The organism is Kitasatospora sp. NPDC059812 (assembly GCF_042732075.1).
In the GTDB taxonomy this organism is placed as follows: domain Bacteria; phylum Actinomycetota; class Actinomycetes; order Streptomycetales; family Streptomycetaceae; genus Kitasatospora.
Genome location: NZ_JBHWIO010000092.1, coordinates 1 through 16,481, shown reverse-complemented (window position 1 = coordinate 16,481; position 16,481 = coordinate 1). Strand labels below are relative to the sequence as shown.

Annotated in this window: 12 protein-coding genes; 4 read left to right on the top strand and 8 right to left on the bottom strand. The window is 75.2% G+C overall.

The features are described 5' to 3' along the window. Window positions 1-179 precede the first annotated feature (179 nt). Complete coding sequence (locus ACFV6D_RS32280; protein ID WP_063350335.1) at window positions 180-656, bottom strand: hypothetical protein; 477 nt, start codon at window positions 654-656, stop codon at window positions 180-182. Window positions 657-1,067: 411 nt separating this feature from the next. Here ACFV6D_RS32280 and ACFV6D_RS32275 point away from each other — a divergent pair, with 411 nt between their 5' ends. Further along, window positions 1,068-1,808, top strand: coding sequence for a DUF2306 domain-containing protein (locus ACFV6D_RS32275; RefSeq protein WP_380380157.1), 741 nt, complete (start codon window positions 1,068-1,070; stop codon window positions 1,806-1,808). 96 nt (window positions 1,809-1,904) lie between these two features. On the opposite strand, the gene ACFV6D_RS32270 is transcribed toward ACFV6D_RS32275, so the two are convergent. The 4 genes from ACFV6D_RS32270 to asnB all read right to left on the bottom strand — a co-directional run bounded on the left by ACFV6D_RS32270 (window position 1,905) and on the right by asnB (window position 7,295). Continuing rightward, on the bottom strand, window positions 1,905-2,426 hold the full coding sequence (locus tag ACFV6D_RS32270; RefSeq protein WP_380562315.1) for a hypothetical protein: 522 nt from the start codon (window positions 2,424-2,426) through the stop codon (window positions 1,905-1,907). Window positions 2,427-2,502: 76 nt separating this feature from the next. Next, entirely contained in the window at window positions 2,503-3,927 is a 1,425-nt protein-coding gene (locus tag ACFV6D_RS32265; RefSeq protein WP_380562313.1) for a pyridoxal phosphate-dependent decarboxylase family protein, read from the bottom strand. 160 nt (window positions 3,928-4,087) lie between these two features. After that, window positions 4,088-5,206, bottom strand: coding sequence for a hypothetical protein (locus tag ACFV6D_RS32260; protein ID WP_380562311.1), 1,119 nt, complete (start codon window positions 5,204-5,206; stop codon window positions 4,088-4,090). Between the two features lie 238 nt (window positions 5,207-5,444). After that, window positions 5,445-7,295 (bottom strand): asparagine synthase (glutamine-hydrolyzing), encoded by a 1,851-nt coding sequence (asnB, locus tag ACFV6D_RS32255; protein WP_380493914.1) that lies wholly within the window; start codon window positions 7,293-7,295, stop codon window positions 5,445-5,447. A 206-nt stretch (window positions 7,296-7,501) separates the two neighbouring features. Between asnB and ACFV6D_RS32250 the strand changes: the two genes are divergently transcribed. Further along, a complete protein-coding gene (locus ACFV6D_RS32250; protein WP_063350341.1) occupies window positions 7,502-7,777 on the top strand; it encodes a hypothetical protein in 276 nt (91 codons plus the stop codon). A 107-nt stretch (window positions 7,778-7,884) separates the two neighbouring features. Further along, window positions 7,885-9,711, top strand: a complete 1,827-nt coding sequence (gene glmS / locus ACFV6D_RS32245) for a glutamine--fructose-6-phosphate transaminase (isomerizing) (RefSeq protein ID WP_063350342.1) — start codon at window positions 7,885-7,887, stop codon at window positions 9,709-9,711. Between the two features lie 91 nt (window positions 9,712-9,802). On the opposite strand, the gene ACFV6D_RS32240 is transcribed toward glmS, so the two are convergent. Together ACFV6D_RS32240 and ACFV6D_RS32235 are read right to left on the bottom strand one after the other, a co-directional pair. Beyond that, a complete protein-coding gene (locus ACFV6D_RS32240; protein ID WP_380562309.1) occupies window positions 9,803-11,197 on the bottom strand; it encodes a lanthionine synthetase LanC family protein in 1,395 nt (464 codons plus the stop codon). After that, window positions 11,194-14,655, bottom strand: coding sequence for a lantibiotic dehydratase (locus ACFV6D_RS32235; RefSeq protein ID WP_380562307.1), 3,462 nt, complete (start codon window positions 14,653-14,655; stop codon window positions 11,194-11,196). The genes ACFV6D_RS32240 and ACFV6D_RS32235 overlap by 4 nt, the downstream gene beginning before the upstream one ends. 255 nt (window positions 14,656-14,910) lie before the next feature. Between ACFV6D_RS32235 and ACFV6D_RS32230 the strand changes: the two genes are divergently transcribed. After that, window positions 14,911-15,042: a hypothetical protein gene (locus tag ACFV6D_RS32230; protein ID WP_279634947.1), complete on the top strand. Its 132-nt coding sequence runs from the start codon at window positions 14,911-14,913 to the stop codon at window positions 15,040-15,042. Between the two features lie 101 nt (window positions 15,043-15,143). Here the strand turns inward: ACFV6D_RS32230 and ACFV6D_RS32225 are convergent, their stop codons facing one another. After that, entirely contained in the window at window positions 15,144-16,064 is a 921-nt protein-coding gene (locus tag ACFV6D_RS32225; protein WP_380562305.1) for a JmjC domain-containing protein, read from the bottom strand. Window positions 16,065-16,481 lie beyond the last annotated feature (417 nt).

Below are 16,481 nucleotides of genomic sequence, written 5' to 3'. Positions count from 1 at the left end.
GGGGGCGGGGCCCCCGGGGGGGGGGGCGGGGGGGGGGGGCCGGGGGGGCGGGGGGCGGCGGGGGGGGGCGCCCCCCCCCGGGGGGGGCCGCGCACCCCCCGGGCCCCCGGGCGCCGCCTCCCCGCCCGGTCAAGGGCGGGGGAACGGCGCCGGGGTGCCCGGCGGACTCGGGGCCGGTGTCAGCCGCGCGCACCGGAGCGGCGGCGCAGCATCGCGAAGCCCAGCGCACCGGCGCCGACGGCCGCGACGGCCCCGCCACCGGCCAGCATCAGGCCGTTGCTGTCGGTCTCGCCGGATCCGTCGCCGGCCTGGGCCGCGCCCTTGGGCACCTCGCGGACCTGGGCCTTGCCGTCACTGGAGACCCCGGCGCCACCGGCGGCCGGCTGCACGGCGGGCCCGGTACCGGCGGAGGGCGTCGCCGTGGGGGTGGCACCCGCGACCGAGGGGGCGCCCGGGGCGGCCGGGGCGGGCTTGGCCGGGCTGGGCGTCGAGGTGGGGGTGGCCGACACGCCGGCACCCGCAGCAGGCGCGGCGGACGGGGTCCCGTCGGCGAAGGCCTGTCCGCCGGTGACGACGGTCAGCAGCGCGCCCCCGGTCAGGGCGCAGACGGCCAGCACGCGGCGGGCGGGGGAGCGGTGGGTACGGCTCCTGCTCATACGGTGTTCTCCTTCGTCATGGACGCCTCCCGGCCGGGGCGGCCGGTGCGTCGTCCATGACGGTAGGAGGCCCGTGTCGCGGTCCCCGGCCGGTCGTGTCACGGCCGCCCATCGGCTGCGTAACGAACCCCGGGGGCCCGTTGCGGCCGGGGTGGCGGCGGCGGTGCCCGTGCGGTGGGAGGCCGTCCGGTTGACGCCCCGTCGGGTCGTGGGGGTAACCCCCCTCCCGGTCCGGGGGGCCGCTCCATGGCCCGGGGTCGCGGGCCCGGACACACTGGCAGCGGTTCGAACAGCGTGGTGGTAGGCCCCCGTTCCGGGGTGATGGGCGCCGTGAGCAGAGCGCCGGCCGACCGCGCGACGCCGCACCGCGCACGTGATGCCGTCCCACCTCCAGCCGATCGGGGTCCACCGATGACCAGTACCGCCGCCCACGCCGCGACCGCCCCCGCCCCCGACCCGACGAGCAGGAGGGGAGGGCGCTTCCGCTGGACCGTCGTCCTGCTGACCTCGCTCGCGATCGTCGGGTACGCCGTGGGGACGTACGCCCAGGCCGACCTGCCCATCGCCGCGTCGAAGGGCGGCCTGCCCGCCACCTACGCCGAGCGCCCGATGGCCGTCCAAGTCACCTTCTACGTCCACATCGTGACGGCCGCGCTCGCGCTGTTGGTCGGCCCGTTCCAGTTCTCCACCGCGCTGCGCCGGCGGTCCCCCGCCGTCCACCGCTGGACGGGCCGCGTCTACGTCTTCGGGGTCGCGGTGGGATCCCTGGCCGCGTTCGTCATGGCGTTCTTCAACTCGGTGGCCTTCAACGGCTTCTTCGGCTTCGGCGGCCTCGCCCTGCTCTGGGCCTGGACCACCTGGCGCGGCTACCGCGCCGTCCGTGACCGCGACCTGCCGAGCCACCGCGCCTGGATGATCCGCAGCTTCGCCCTCACCTACGCCGCCGTCACCCTCCGGTCCTGGCTCGGCGTCCTCATCCTCCTCCAGACGCTCACCGCCCAGGGGCACGTCGACGGCCAGCGCTTCTTCGACAACGCCTACGCCGCCGTCCCGTTCCTCTGCTGGCTGCCCAACCTGATAGTCGCCGAATTCCTCATCCGCCGCCGGGGCCTGCCCGCCTACCGTGTCACTCCGGCCGGCCCGCAGTCCTGAGCCGGAGGCGGCGGGAAGGCTCGCGGGAGGGTCGTCAAACCCCCTCCTGCGTGGCGGAGTTGCGGAACCCGCAGCGTCGCCGCGTCGCCGTCGCAGTCAGCCGATGCGGGTGGGGGTGTCGAGGAGGGGGTGGCCGGTGGTGGTGAGGAGGGTGGTGAGGTCGGTGGGGGTGAGGGCGTGGGGGGCGCGGAGGTAGAGCTCGTCGACGGTGGTGCCGGGGAGGGGGTGGGGCTGGCGGGAGAGGATGGCGACGTGCTGGTCGGCCAGGGCGGTGTGGACGCGGGCCAGGCCGTCGGGGGTGCTGCGGGCGGCGGTGCGGACGCGCCACAGGGTGGTCGGGGGCGCGGGGGAGTGGGGGTGGTGGCGCTGGGACCACCAGGTGTGGAAGAGGGCGGTGGCGAGGAGGGCGAGGGCGGCGGCGGCGAGGACCACCGGGCCGTCGGGGCCGCGGACGACGATCTTGGCGACCAGGTCGGCCGCGGTGACCGAGACGAAGACGGCGGCGAGTTCGACGCTGTCGCGGCGCCAGTGGTGGGTGCCGGCGCCGCGTCGTCGGGCCCGGGGGAGGGTGGGCGTCGGCTGCATGGCCGGGTGCTCCGTGTGCTCCGTCTGCTCCATGACAGCACCCTGCCCGACGGGTGTTTCCTGTCCACGAACCCGCCGTGACCTGGTGGTTAAGGTCGCCGGGCCCGCGTTACGGTTGCAGGTCCGCGGCCGCCGCCTTGACCTCGGCGAGTAGGAGCTCCAGGTCGGCCTCGGTGGTGGCGGCGTTGAGCAGGCAGGCCCGGAGCATCTCGCGGTCGCCGAGACGGGCTCCGGTGACGAAGACCCGGCCGCGCCGCTGGACGGCGGAGGGGAGTTCGCGGTTGAGGGCGTCGACGGCGGCCTCGTCGTGCCCGGGGGTGCGGTGGCGGAAGGCGACGATGGAGGTCTGTACCTCGGCCAGCAGCTCCAACTCCCTGTCGGCATCGATCAGTTCGCCGAGTCGGCGGGCGAGGGCGGTGCAGCGGGCGATGTCCCGGGCGATGCCGTCGCGGCCCTTGTGGGCGATGGTGGCCCAGACCTTGAGCGCGCGGAACGGGCGGGTCTGCTCGGTGCCGTACTCGGAGAACCAGCCGAGCGCGCCGGCCGCCTCGTCGCGCAGGTAGGAGGGGACGAGGCTGAAGGTGGCGCGCAGTTCCTCGGTGTCGCGCACCAGCGCGCAGCCGCAGTCGACGGGCACGCCCAGCCACTTGTGCGGGTCGAGGGCGAGGGAGTCGGCGCGCTCCAGGCCGGCGTAGCGGTGGGCGATGGCCGGGTCGAGCCTGCCGAAGGCCCCGTACGCGCCGTCGACGTGCAGCCACAGGCGCTGTTCGGCGCAGAGGTCGGCGATCGGGCCGAAGTCGTCGACGGCGCCGGTGCCGACGGTGCCGGCCGAGGCGACGACCAGGAAGGGCAGCAGTCCGGAGGCCCGGTCGCGTTCGACGGCGGCCCGCAGTTCGGCGGGGTCGAGGCGGCCGTCCGGCCCGGTGGCGACGGTGCGCAGGTGCCGGCTGCCGAGGCCGAGGAGTTCGGCGGCCTTGCGGACGCAGGAGTGGGTCTCGCCGGTGACGTAGCCGACCAGTGGCGGCAGGCCGGCCAGGCCGTCCTCGCGGATGTCCCAGCCGGCCCGGCGGGCGGCGCGGTTGCGGGCGGCGGCCAGGCACACGATGGTCGCCATCGAGGTGCCGGAGGTGAGCAGGCCGCCGCCGGCCGGGTGCGGGAAGCCGACGAGTTCGGCGATCCAGCGGACCACGGCGCGTTCCAGGTGGACGTCGGCGTGGTCGCCGCCGGCCGAGCTGGGGTTCATGGCGGAGGCGGCGAGGGTGGCGAGGACTCCGGCGGGGGCGGGGGCGGAGTTGACCCAGCCGAAGAAGCGGGGGTGGCCGTTGCCCATCGGGTGGGGGAGGACGGCCTGCCCGATGGCGGTGAGGAGGTCGGCGAGCGGGCGGCCGTCGGCGGGCAGCGGGGCGTCGAGCAGGGCCCGGCGGGCGGTGTCGTCCATCGGCTGCCAGACCGGGCGCCCGGGCAGTTCGGCGAGGTAGTCGGAGACGAGGTCGGCGGCGGTGTGCGCGGCGGCGCGGAAGTCCTCGGTGGTCATGATGGCGGCTCTCCAGGGGCGGGGGAGGCGCGGCGTCCTCGGCGCACCCTGATCGTTCGGTCCGGTGGACCGGTCGGCCGATCCTACGAAAGGGGCCCGCGCCGTGCGGCGCGGGCCCTCCAGGTGAGACGGGGTGGTCGGTCCCGGTGGGACGGCGGGGTCAGTCGAGCGAGCCGGACAGGCCGCTGGCGGAGCGGCAGTAGCCCTGCATCTCCTTGTTGGTGATCTTGGCGCAGAGCCGGCCGGCCGCGCCGTCGTCGGTGTAGTTCACCGTGTAGTAGCTGACCAGGCCTTCGGCGCAGGCCTTGCGCTGCCAGCCGTCGGCGGCGGTGCCGCACTGCTGGGCGGCCCAGTCCTCGCGGTCGAGGTTGTACTTCATCGTCCGCGAGCCGACGCCGCGGCTGCAGTCGGTCGCCCCGCCGCCGGCCTTGCCGCTGAGGCACCACTTGAGGGCGTCGGCGTAGACCTCGGGGTGGTTCGGGTAGTCGTGCGAGGAGAGGTAGAAGGTCGGGGCGTAGAAGAAGCACGCGGACTGGAACAGGGCCGGCTGGTCCTTGCACGGGTACAGCGGGTCCTGGGCGAGCTTGTCGGCGGGCAGGTTCGCCTTGGCCTTCTCGTCCTCCTCGTCCGGGCCGAAGAGCTGCATGAACAGCCCTTCGGAACAGCGGATCTTGTTCTGGTCGGTGGGGAACTTGTTGCACAGCTCGCGCGCCTTGGGGACGTCCTGCTTGGCGACGAACATGGTGCCGTGGCCGACGCCGTGGATGCACGGGCCGGTGTTCTTGGGCGCGCAGAGCTTGAGCAGGTCCACCTCGGGCTGGGCGGAGGCGTTGAGCATCTCCTCGACCGCGCCGTGCAGGTAGCCGGCCGCGCAGGTCTCGTGCGGGAAGGAGATGACCTTCTGGAAGTCGGCGTTGAAGCGCTTGACCGCCGAGTGGCCGAGCTCGTGCGCGATCGGGTGGCAGAAGCGCACGGTGTACGGCTTCTCCTTGGTGATCTTGTCGAGGTCGGCGAGCGCGACGCCGGGGTCGGTGGCGTCCATCTCGGCCATCAGCTTGTTGCGCAGCGTCGAGCGGGTCCACACCGCCGGGTCGCCGGTCGGGGTGGCGCTCGCGGCCGCCGGCGCGACACCGGGTGCGGCGGCGCCGGTGCCCGCGGTGGCGGCCGGGGCCGTCGCCGCGACGCCGGGCGCGGGCGACCAGTCGGTGACGGCCACCGACCCGAGGCCCAGGACGCCCAGGAGCAGGGCGGTGAGAATCGCGAATACCCGCGGTTGCATGAGGTGATCCCCCGGCGGATCGAGGTGGACGGTTCGCTCCCATCCTGACGGCACGCCGGCAGGAGTCCGCGTTTTCGCCCGCCATTCGGGAGGTGTCGGCGACGCTACCGCACCGTCCGACGCCTGGGCGCGGCGGGTTGGTTCCGGATGATCACCCGGGATCCGTCACCCGGATCAATCACCCGAACGGCGCAGCGGCCCGCCGTCGCAGCCGCCGCGCCGACCGGGGTGGCGGCCGTCAGATGTCCAGCGTCACCTGGTAGTCCGTCAGCCAGGTGTGCAGTTCGAGCGCGAGGTCGACGGCCAGCCGGACGGACTGCGGGTCGGTGTCCGGGTCGAGCGCGTCGGCGAGGCGCCGCCGGTCGAGCAGGGCGAGCGCCGGGGACTTCTGCTCGGCGGCGAGCCGGGCGAGCTCGGCCCGCAGCAGCGCCGGGTAGTGCGGGTCCTCGGTGACCGGGTACGGGCTCTTCACCCGGTCGGCGACGGCGTCCGGCAGCACGTCCCGGACGGCGGCGCGCAGCAGGCTCTTCTCCCGGCCGTCGAAGTGCTTCATCGCCCACGGCGTGTTGAAGACGTACTGGACCAGCCGGTGGTCGCAGAACGGCACCCGCACCTCCAGGCCGTTGGCCATGCTCATCCGGTCCTTGCGGTCGAGCAGGATGCAGACGAAGCGGGTCAGGTGGAGGTACGAGATCTCGCGCATCCGCCGTTCCAGCGGATCGGCATCCGGCAGGTGCGGGACTTCGGCGAGTGCCTCGCGGTAGCGGGCCTTCCGGTAGCCCGCCAGGTCGAGTTCGGCGAGCAGGCCGGCGTCGAGCAGGTGTTCGCGCGGGCCGGCGCCCTGGCCGCCGAGGCCGGCCAGCGAGACCGCCCAGGGGAAGTCGTCGGCGGCGACGGCCTTCGGGTCGTGGAACCAGCGGTAGCCGCCGAACAACTCGTCCGCGGACTCGCCCGACAGGGCGACGGTGGACTGGCGGCGCACGCCCTGGAAGAGCAGCAGCAGCGAGATGTCCATGTCGCCGAAGCCGCCGGGCAGGTCGCGGGCGCGCAGGACGGCGTCCCGCTGGGCGAGGTCGGTGAGCGCGGCGGCGTCCAGCTCGATCACGTTGTGGTCGGCGCCGACGTGCTCGGCCAGCATCCGGGCGTACGGGCCGTCCAGGGTCGGCCGGACCTCGCTGGCGTGGAAGTTCTCGCTCTGGCCGGCGAAGTCGACGGCGAAGGAGCGCACCGGGCCGGCGCCCTCGGCCCGCAGGACCCGGGCGGCAAGGGCGGTGACGGCGCTGGAGTCCAGGCCGCCGGAGAGCAGCGAGCAGAGCGGGACGTCCGAATCGAGCTGGCGGTGGACGATGTCGTCCAGCAGGGCCCGGACGGTGGCGACGGTGGCCTCCAGGGTGTCGGTGTGCTCGCGCGCCTCCAGCGCCCAGTAGCGGCGCACCGACACGCCCTCGCGGCGGACCCGGACGACGTGCCCGGGCCGGACCTCGACGATGCCCCGGTAGGGGGTGATGCCCGGGGTGCGGGTGAAGGCGAGCAGTTCGCGCAGCCCGTCCAGGTCGACCACCGGGTGGACCGAGGGGTGGGCCAGGATGGCCTTCACCTCGGAGCCGAAGACCACGCCGTCGGGGGTCGGGTGGTAGTGCAGCGGCTTGACGCCCATCCGGTCGCGGACCAGCAGCAGTTCCTCGCTGCGGGCGTCCCAGATCGCGAAGGCGAACATCCCGTTGAGGCGTTCGGCCAGGCCCTCGCCCCACTCCAGGTAGGCGTGCAGCACGACCTCGGTGTCGCTGCGGGTGCGGAAGCGGTGTCCGGCCGCCTTCAGTTCGGCGCGCAGCTCGCGGTGGTTGTAGACCTCGCCGCTGTAGGTGAGCGCGGCCAGCAGCCGGCCGTCGTGCTCGACGGTCATCGGCTGGACGCCGCCCTCCAGGTCGATCACCGCGAGGCGGCGGTGGCCGAGGCCGGCGTGTCGCTCCAGGTGGACGCCGCCGGCGTCCGGGCCGCGGCAGATCTGGGTGGCCGTCATGGCGTCGAGGACGGCCCGTTCGGCGGTGAGGTCACGGTTGAAGGCGACCCATCCGGTGATCCCGCACATCAGCAAGCCTCCGGTTCTTCCGCTACGTATGCGGAAAATGACGCTACGTGTCGGAGGGGTGTGGCTACAAGGGCGCGTCGGGAAGGGGTCGGGAGGGGCTTGGGATGACCATGTGACTGGTTGTTTGAGCTGAAAGTCGTAAAGTCTGCCCGAATTCGGGCAAGATTCTTGGCCCCGGCGGGCGGCGCGGCCTAGGCTCCTCACTCGTGCCGAGCTCACCCCACCCTCACGACGACCTCCTCGCCCACCTCACCCGGACCAGCCCGCTCGGGCCCCGGGAGGCGGCGCGGGTCGTGGCGGAGGTGCTGGCGTACTTCTCCGAGAGCACCGAGGAGTACGTCCGCCGCCGCCACGGCGAGCTCCAGGCACGCGGACTGACCAACGAACGGATCTTCACCCGGCTCGCCGAGGAACTCCCCGCCCGCCGGGTCGCGGCACCCGAACTCTCGGCCCGCCAGCTGCGCCGGATCGTCTACGGCTGAGCGCTGCCGGGGCGGGGGCGGGGCGCTGGCGGCTCCACGGCGCTGGCGCATTCACGGCACTTGCAGCACTTACGGCATTCACGGCATTCACGAAGAGGAGACCACGCATGTGCGGAATCGTGGCCTACATCGGCCCCAAGGACGCGACCCCCTTCCTGCTGGAGGGCCTGGCCCGGCTGGAGTACCGCGGCTACGACTCGGCCGGCGTGGCCGTCACCGGGCGCACCGGCGGGCTCAAGGTCCGCAAGGTCAAGGGCCGGGTCGCCGACCTGGCCGCCGCCGTCCCGGCCCGGTTCAAGGGCGGCACCGGCATCGGCCACACCCGCTGGGCGACCCACGGCGTGCCCAGTGACGCCAACGCCCACCCGCACCTGGACGGCGCCGAGCGGATCGCCGTCGTCCACAACGGCATCATCGAGAACGCCGACGAACTGCGCGCCAAGCTCACCGCCGACGGCGTCGTGTTCCGCTCCGAGACCGACAGCGAGGTGCTCTCCCACCTGATCGCCGCGCACGTCGGCGAGGGCGTCGAGCTGGAGGACGCGGTGCGCGCCGCCCTCGGCCGGGTGGTCGGCACCTACGGCATCGCGGTGCTCGACGCCGAGCAGCCGGACCGGATCGTGGCCGCCCGCAACGGCAGCCCGATAGTGCTCGGCCTCGGCGAGAAGGAGATGTTCGTCGCCTCCGACGTGTCCGCCCTCGTCCGCTACACCCGCCAGGTCGTCCACCTGGAGGACGGCGAGCTGGCCACCGTCCGCGCCGACGGCTTCCGCACCTTCACCACCGACGCCCGCACCACCCACCACCAGCCGTCCACCGTGGACTGGGAGATCGACTCCTACGACACCGGCGGCTACGAGCACTTCCTGCTCAAGGAGATCCACGAGCAGCCCGGCTCGGTCGAGCGCACGCTCAGCGGCCGGCTCGACGAGCGCTTCTCCACCGCGCACCTCGGCGGCCTCAACCTGGACGCCCGGGAGCTGCGCGAGATCCGCCGGGTGAAGATCCTCGGCTGCGGATCCGCCTACTACGCCGGCGAGATGGGCGCCCAGCTGATCGAGGAGCTCTCCCGCATCCCCGCGCACAGCGAACCCGCCTCCGAGTTCCGCTACCGCAACCCGGTGATCGAGGCGGACACGCTCTACATCGCGGTCAGCCAGTCCGGCGAGACCTACGACACGCTGGCCGCCGTCCAGGAGATCAAGCGCAAGGGCGGCCGGGTGCTCGGCGTCGTCAACACCGTGGGCAGCGCCATCGCCCGCGAGTGCGACGGCGGCATCTACCTGCACGCCGGTCCGGAGATCTCGGTCGCCTCCACCAAGGCCTTCACCTCCACCGTGGTCGCCTTCGCGCTGCTCGCCCTGCACTTCGGCCGCATCCACGACCTCTCGCCCGCCGACGGCCGCCGGATCGTCGCGGCCCTGAAGGCGCTGCCGGACCAGATCCGCGAGGTGCTCGCGCAGACCGAGGCCATCGCCGAACTCGCCGCCGAGTACGCCGGATCGGCGGGCATGATGTTCATCGGCCGGGTCCGCGGCTACCCGGTCGCCCGGGAGGGCGCGCAGAAGCTCAAGGAGATCTCCTACGTGCACGCCGAGGCCTACCCGGCGAGCGAGCTCAAGCACGGCCCGCTGGCGCTGATCAGCCCCGAACTGCCCACCGTCGCACTCGTCCCGGACGACGAACTGCTCGACAAGAACCTCACCACCCTCGGTGAGATCAAGGCCCGCTCCGGCCGCGTCATCGCCATCGCGCACCGCCGCCCCGAGGACAAGCTCGCCGACCACTGCGTCCTCGTCCCCAAGAGCGAGCCCGAGCTCGACCCGCTGCTGCTCAACATTCCGCTCCAACTCCTCGCCTACCACGCCTCCGTGGCCCTCGGTCGCGACGTCGACAAGCCGCGCAACCTGGCGAAGAGCGTGACGGTGGAGTAGGGCGCTCCCGAAGAAGTGACGGCCTGGCGGGTGGGACGGCCTTCCTACTGATCAACAGCTGAGCAGCTCAACAGCTCGGCAGATCAGCAGATCAGCAGATCAGAAGGAAGGCGTCCCACTCCTCGGCGGCGTCGCCGGTGCCCGCCGGGGATGCCTGCGCGGCGGCTCGGGCATGGGTACGGGCATGGGCGTGCAGGGCGAGGGCCGCGCCTGCCGTCCCCTCCAGGAGGCCGGGCGGGTCGCCGGCGCCGAGTGCCGTGTCGAGCCGGCTCGCGACGGTGGCGGCGAGTGCGGGCAGGAGGGCGGTCAGTTCGGCGGAGCCGGAGTCCTCGGCCATCCGCTGGGCGATCCGCAGCAGGCCGCCGGTGCCGTGGCAGAGCCCGGGGCCCTGGAGGTTCCAGCCGGCGGGGTCGCGCAGCGTGTCGGTCAGTGCCGCGACGGCGGTGGTCCGCCAGTCGGAGCGGCCGCGGGCCGCGCCCGCCAGGAAGAGTGCGCGGGCCGCACCGGGGGTTCCGTAGCACCAGGCCGCCCGCGTCGGCTGGTCGGCCGGCAGCCGGCCGGCCTCCTCGTCCTCGACGCGCACGGTCATCGGCCAGGAACCGCCCGCACCGGGCCGACCCCCAGCGGCGTCGGGGCCCGTGGGCGCCGGCTCGGTCGGGGCGGGCCCGGCCGGGTCGACCGGATCGACCGGGGCGCCCTGATCGACCGGGTCGAGCGGGCCGGGGATCCGCCGGGCGGCGAGCCAGCTCGCCAGCGCCTCGATCGCCTCGTCCTGTCCGGGCACCTGCACACCGCGCAGCCGGGCCAGTGCCAGGAGGGCGAGCGGGCCCGGGACTCCGTGTGCCAGGCCCAGGTTGAGGTGCCCCCGGGGGAACCCGGGATCCGCGCCGGGCAGTCCCGGTCCACCGGCGGTCCACCAGCGCGGCAGCACGCCGCCGGTGGGCTCGGCCAGCGCGACCAGCGCGGTGAGCAGGTCGGCCAGCGCCGGGCCGGCCGGCTCCAGCGCGAGCAGCAGCCGGCCCAGGCCCGCCGCGCCCGAGACGGTGTCGAAGGTGTGGGCGCGCAGGCCCGTGCCGGCGGCCAGATCGGCGCGCAGGTCGGCGACGCGCCCGGCCGCGGCCTGCCGGACCCGGGGCGTCAGCCCGTCGAGCAGCGTGCGGTACTCGCCGGGGCGCCGCGCCATGGTGCGGGCGGCGAAGGCGATCGCGGCGGCGCCGGAGAAGAGTCCGCCGCCCCGCATCGCCCCGGGGGCTTTCGCGGCGGCCGCGAGGTGCCCGTGGGCGGCGCGGCGCAGCGCGGCGTCGTCCTCGCGGTCGGCCAGTACGGCGAGCGTGAGCGCGGCGCCGCTGCGGCCGGCCCCGAGCGCGTGCGCCGCTGCGGGCGGCGCGGACGCCGAGGGCGTTGTGGCGTCGGCGGCCGGCTCGTCGAGCGCACCGGGCCTGCTGAGCAACTCGGCCACCGCGCGGATCGGATCCGTCGTGTTCATCGCGCCTCCCGCGGGCTGGAGCGGCGGGCCCGGTGGGCCTCGACGGCGCCTCTGGCCAGTGCGTAGGCGCGGCGTTCTGCCTCGCGGTCGATCCCGATCAGCCGGTTGTGGCCCATGTGCAGCAGCGAGGCCAGCACCGGGTCGGCCGACGACGGCTCCACCCGGCTCGCGTACCGCGCGAGTGCGACGGCCCGCTGCCGCCAGGCGTCGGCCAGCGCGGGGTCGGCGGGCAGCAGGCCGCCCGCCGGGACGGTCGGCCCGTCGGGGCCGATCGCCCGCAACGCGGCGGCACGCTGGGCCCGGAACGCCTGGTGGTGGCGCTCCGACTTCGGATACACCCCCGCCAGCCAGGCCCCGACCGAGGGCACGCCGGGGACGGTCGGTGGTACGGCCTGCCGGCCGGCGGAGAGGCTGGTGGGCAGGTCGGCGGGCAGGTCGGTGCGGCCCTCGGGCCCGCCGTCAGGAACGCGGTCTTCCGCCGACTGCCCCGCCGACTGCCCCGCGCGGCCGGCCAGGAAGGCCTGCGCGGTGTCGGCGAGGTTCACGGCGGCGAGCAGGTCCCGGGGGAGCGAGCGCTCCGCCCGGGCCAGTCGCAGTGCCGCCAGCGCGACCAGGCTGTCGGCCTGGAAGACCCGCTCGGCGTCGGCGAGCACCTCGGCGCCGCCGTAGCGGTCGGTCTCCGGCGCGTAGCCCTCCAGGCGCAGGTCGGCGGCGAGCCCGGCCCGGTGCAGCTCCCGTACCCAGTCGTGCACGGTGGGCAGCAGTTGGGCGGCGAGGACCGGCGGCGCACCGTGGAAACGCAGCCGCAGGTTTGGCGCCGAGTCCTGGTAGCGGACGAAGAACCAGCGGTCCACGTCGGCGGGCAGGGCGTCGAGCAGCCGGGGCAGGTGTTCGACCAGGATCTCCTCCTGGCGTGCCTCGGTGGCCGCCAGTCGGGCGAACAGCCAGGATCCGCCGGGGAGTTCGACGGTCCGGTCGCGTCGGGCGGGCAGCGGGCGGCGCGGTCCGGCCGTCGCCGGCCCGGTCGTGCTGCGGCGCAGCGGGACCACCAGTTCGGCGGTCCGCGTACCATCCGGTCCGCACAGCCAGCCGCCGTCGCCGGCCGGGTTGGGCTCCTCCTGGAGCACGGTGGGCTCGGCGGACCGCGCCTGGCTGTGCAACAGCCGCCGGTGCCACGGGAGGTCGAGGTCCAGGCTGATCCGCTGGTCGCCGCTGATCAGGCGGACGGCGGCCGGCACTCCCCACCGTCGGCGCCAGCGGGCCAGGCCCTCGTCCCACTGCTCGAACGGGGCGGAGGCCGCCGGGACGGGCGAGGTCAGCCGCCAGGTGGCCGGGGCCAGTACCACCCGGCCCCGGCGGACCCGCGGCAGCACGGGCGCGCTGCTCGCCGCCCCCCAGTCCCAGGGCTGCCAGGGCCGTTGCCCGGTCAGTGTCACCTCCTGGAGGAAACGGGCCGCGTTGGGCGCACCGCTGCGCAGGTTGAGCACGTGATGGGTGGCGACGCGGACCTCCCGGCCTAGACGGCGGGAGTACACCGCGAGCCGGTCGGGGTCGGCCAGCACGACCAGGTCGTCCAGCGGCAGTACGGAGGGGCCGCCCGGGTCGGCGAAGGCGCTGACCACCACCCGGTGGTCGAGCCAGCGCGGGGTCAGGGCGATGTTGGCATGGCGTGCGCGGTACGGGGTGAACTCCAGGTGCGCTTCGAGTGCGCCGTCGTCGCCGGATCCGGTGGGCCCGGCGGGCCCGGCGGACCGCACGGACCCGGCGGCCTCGGCCAGCAGCGCCCCGCCGGCCGCGGCGGGGTCACCCGCCGACCGGCCCGGGTCGGTCCCGGTGTCGGCAGCCGGGTCGGGGTCGCTGCCCGCGCCCGCGAGCAGGGTGGCGAAGCGGCCGAAGCTGGCTCCGGCGCGGTCGCTGCCGGCGACGGGGGAGAGCACGAGCCGGAAGTCCCCGGCGTCCAGCGCCTCCAGGGAGTCCGCCGCGAGTTCGGCGTACAGCTCCAGGGAGGCGGGCGGGGTGTCGGCGGCGCCGCCCGCCTCGTCGCGCGGCGGGGTCAGCCGGGCCAGCAGGTCGTCGTCCAGGAGCACTTCGGGCAGTGTGCCGTCCGGCGCCCGGTCGGCGAGGGCGCCCGCCGCCAGTTCGGCCAGCAACCGGTCGCGGGCCGCGTCGGTGTCGGTGCGGGCCCGGGCGGGCTGGGGGTTGGCCGTGCCGCGGGGGCCGGCCGGGCGCCGGTAGCCGGCCGGCGGCCCCAGGCCGGTGTCGGGGTCGAGCAGTTCGGCCAGCGGGACGGGGCTGTCCGTGCCGTACCGCTCGACGAACTCCGCGTGGTACGAACGCAGGTGCTCGGGTGCGGGGGTCTGCGGCGACAGGCGCCAGAGGAGCGCGGCGGTCCGCTCCAGTTCGGTGCGGACCTGGTCCGGCAGGACCACCTCGGCGTCCAGGGCGAGATCCGCGTGGAGCGGGCGGTCGGCCGGGGCGAGCCGGGTCATCCGGGCCCGGAGCTCGCGCAGCAGGTCGGTGGCCTGTCCGTGGGGTAGGGCGGCCGCCTGCGTCAACGCGGTGCGGACGGCCGTCAGTTCGGGGTGCACCGGGTGGTCGGCGGGGATCCGGTCGAGCACATGGCCGAGCAGGTCGCTGCTGTCCGGCGGAGGCGTCAGGTCGGTGAGCAGGAACCCCTGGCCGACCAGCGAGCGGACCAGGGCCGCGACGGCCTCGGCCGGGGCCGTGGGGAAGTCGGCGGTCAGCGCGGCCAGCAGGTCGGCGTGCCGGACCGGCTCGGCGGCGGTCCGGATCGCGGCCCGGACGACGGCGGTGGCCCGTACGGTCCGTTCGGCGACCGGCTCCGCCTCGGTACCGGCACCGGCGCTGGCACCGGGACCGGGACCGGCGGCGGGCCGACGCTCGGGCAGGTACGGCAGCACCAGGCGGCCGCCGCGCAGCCGGGCCTGCTGGTCCACGGCCAGTCGCAGGCCGGGCAGCACCGCCGGGTCGGTCCGCAGCCGGTCGAGCAGCGGGAGCAGCCAGCCCAGGTCGGGCCGCAGGGCGCGGCGGTCGGCCCCGCCCCAGCGGACCTTGGCCGCCGCGCCGAAGCGCGCCGGCACCACCGCGGCCATCAGCCCGAACGGCGTCGGCCGGGTGGCCATCCGCAGCCGGTAGCGGCTGACCGCCTCGGCCGCCCGGCGCAGCGCGGCCGGGCGGGGCACGGCGCCTGCGGCGACCTGGTCGAGCAGGTCGGCCAGGGAGGGGCTGGAGAGCTCGATCGCCTCGCGCAGGGCCGGGTCGGCGGCGGCTTCGGCGAGGTGTGCCAGGAGCGCGGTGTCGGCGGACCCCGACGCGGGGTGCGCGGGGTCGGCCGGGACGGCGTGACGGTGCGAGCGCGGCAGCGCGGGTGTCCGCAGCAGGACCGGGCCGGTCGCGGTGAAGAGTCCGTCCTGGGGCGCTCCGTGCGTCTCGACCACTGTGCTCCTCGTGCCTCGGTGCCTCGTGCCACACGCCTCGTGCCGATGCCGCCGCGCGGTTCGCACTCCTGACGGTGGGTCGGGTCGTGTCTACCCCGGCGATCGAAAACTGTCCACCATCGATCGAACTGTTTCGATTTTTGGCTGAGTTAATCCATTCATCCGTGCAGAACCATTGCTGGGTCCATGCAGGAGTGCCTAACGTCCGCTGCAGTCCGCTGCGGTCAACCGTGGCACTGACGAAGGGAGGCCCTCATGGCCGACGACATGCTGGAGCTGTTCGACCTTGACGTGCAGGACCTGGTCTCGACCGAGCTCGGCGAGCAGGAGGAGTCCGCGTTCAGCATCTCCTGTGAGGGGTCCTGCACCCGTCCGTGGTGCATCTAGTCCGGTAGCAGTACCGGCACTACGGGGCGCGGTTGCCCGGACCAGACGGTCCGGGCGACCGCGCCCTCGTGCGTCCGGGCCCCGCCCGGTCTCAGCCCGGCTCAGCCGCCGGCGGCCAGCGGTCCGTGACCCGGCACCGCCCGACCGTCGTCCGCCACCGGTGCGGGCAGCGGCCCCCGGGCCAGCCGCAGCAGCTCCTGCGGGGTCAGTTCGGCCAGCCGGGCGCGGCCCAGTCGCAGCACCTCCGTGGCCGTGTCCAGCAGTTCCGCCGGTGTCGCCGGGCGCTCCGGCAGCCCGGCCGCCCAGTCGCCGCCGGCCAGCCACTCGCCGACGGCGCCGCGCAGCTGCCCCGTGCCCGCCTCCCGGATCGTGAACGAGAGGTGCACCGACAGGCCCTGGTGGCCCGTCGCGGTGTGCGGCGCCCCGCGCGGCACGTACAGCACCTCGCCCGGCCCGAGCACCGAGTTGAGCGCCACCGCGCCGGGTTCGGGGGCCAGCCCCGGGCGCCAGCGCCCGTCGGCGGGAGCCTCGTGGACCGTCCACTCCTTCTTCCCCGCGAGCTGGACGACCAGCACGTCCGCGTCGTCCCGGTGCACGTCCAGCCCGCGCCGGCCGGCACCCGTCGCGAAGCAGAACGCCTCGGTCCGGCGGCCCAGTTCGACCGCGATGTCGGTGGCCAGCGCGCGCACCGGCGCGTGCCACTGGTCCAGCTGCGGCAGCAGCAGCGTGGCGCCCTCGGCCAGCAGGGCGGCGATCCGGTCAGGATCGGCGAAGCCCTCCTCCCGGCGCCCGGCGACCACCCGGGCCGTGCAGAACTCCGCGGGCGGGACGACCTCACCCGCCCGGACCATCTCGACGTAGGGCACCCGCAGCAGTCCGCCGCGCAGCGCCTCGTCCAACTCGCCCGGCCGGGGCAGCCCCGCCGGCCTGCCCGCGGTGCGGAACACCTGCGGCCGGCGCTCCTCCAGCGCCTTGGCGAACGTCGCCGCGTCGCCCACCAATTCGGTCAGAACTCGTCCCATCGTCCATCCCTCCGTCCAGCGGCCCACCACCGGTCGACCGTCGCATAACCTACGGATGAACATCTGAGTCCGGTTCAGCGAGAATCCGCCAACCAGCCCGGGATCGGCCAGCTTCGCGCTGCGGGGCGGCAATCGCGATGCGCCGTGGCGGCCCGCCCCGGGCGGACGGGCCGAGGGGTGAAGCGGGCGAGCGGCGCCGACACCGTCCCCCGGTCGGCGCGTCTCGACCCCCAGGTCGGGCGGTCGGCGGCGGCGGCCGGGGCTCGTTGCCGCGGCGGCCCGCCCGCCCTCCGGCGCGACAGGCGGCGGCGCTCGGCCGCCGGCCGCCCCGCACCGCCCCGAGGGCGCCGGCGAGCCGTTCCGGGAATCTGTGACGAGCGTCACACCCCGCCGCCCGGCCGGGCGGGGGGGGGGGGG

Excerpts from the sequence above, each read along its gene's own strand:
- ACFV6D_RS32280 (WP_063350335.1), bottom strand. The coding sequence starts at position 656 with ATGAGCAGGAGCCGTACCCACCGCTCCCCCGCCCGCCGCGTGCTGGCC.
- ACFV6D_RS32275 (WP_380380157.1), top strand. The coding sequence starts at position 1,068 with ATGACCAGTACCGCCGCCCACGCCGCGACCGCCCCCGCCCCCGACCCG.
- ACFV6D_RS32270 (WP_380562315.1), bottom strand. The coding sequence starts at position 2,426 with ATGGAGCAGACGGAGCACACGGAGCACCCGGCCATGCAGCCGACGCCC.
- ACFV6D_RS32265 (WP_380562313.1), bottom strand. The coding sequence starts at position 3,927 with ATGACCACCGAGGACTTCCGCGCCGCCGCGCACACCGCCGCCGACCTC.
- ACFV6D_RS32260 (WP_380562311.1), bottom strand. The coding sequence starts at position 5,206 with ATGCAACCGCGGGTATTCGCGATTCTCACCGCCCTGCTCCTGGGCGTC.
- asnB (WP_380493914.1), bottom strand. The coding sequence starts at position 7,295 with ATGTGCGGGATCACCGGATGGGTCGCCTTCAACCGTGACCTCACCGCC.
- glmS (WP_063350342.1), top strand. The coding sequence starts at position 7,885 with ATGTGCGGAATCGTGGCCTACATCGGCCCCAAGGACGCGACCCCCTTC.
- ACFV6D_RS32240 (WP_380562309.1), bottom strand. The coding sequence starts at position 11,197 with ATGAACACGACGGATCCGATCCGCGCGGTGGCCGAGTTGCTCAGCAGG.
- ACFV6D_RS32230 (WP_279634947.1), top strand. The coding sequence starts at position 14,911 with ATGGCCGACGACATGCTGGAGCTGTTCGACCTTGACGTGCAGGACCTG.
- ACFV6D_RS32225 (WP_380562305.1), bottom strand. The coding sequence starts at position 16,064 with ATGGGACGAGTTCTGACCGAATTGGTGGGCGACGCGGCGACGTTCGCC.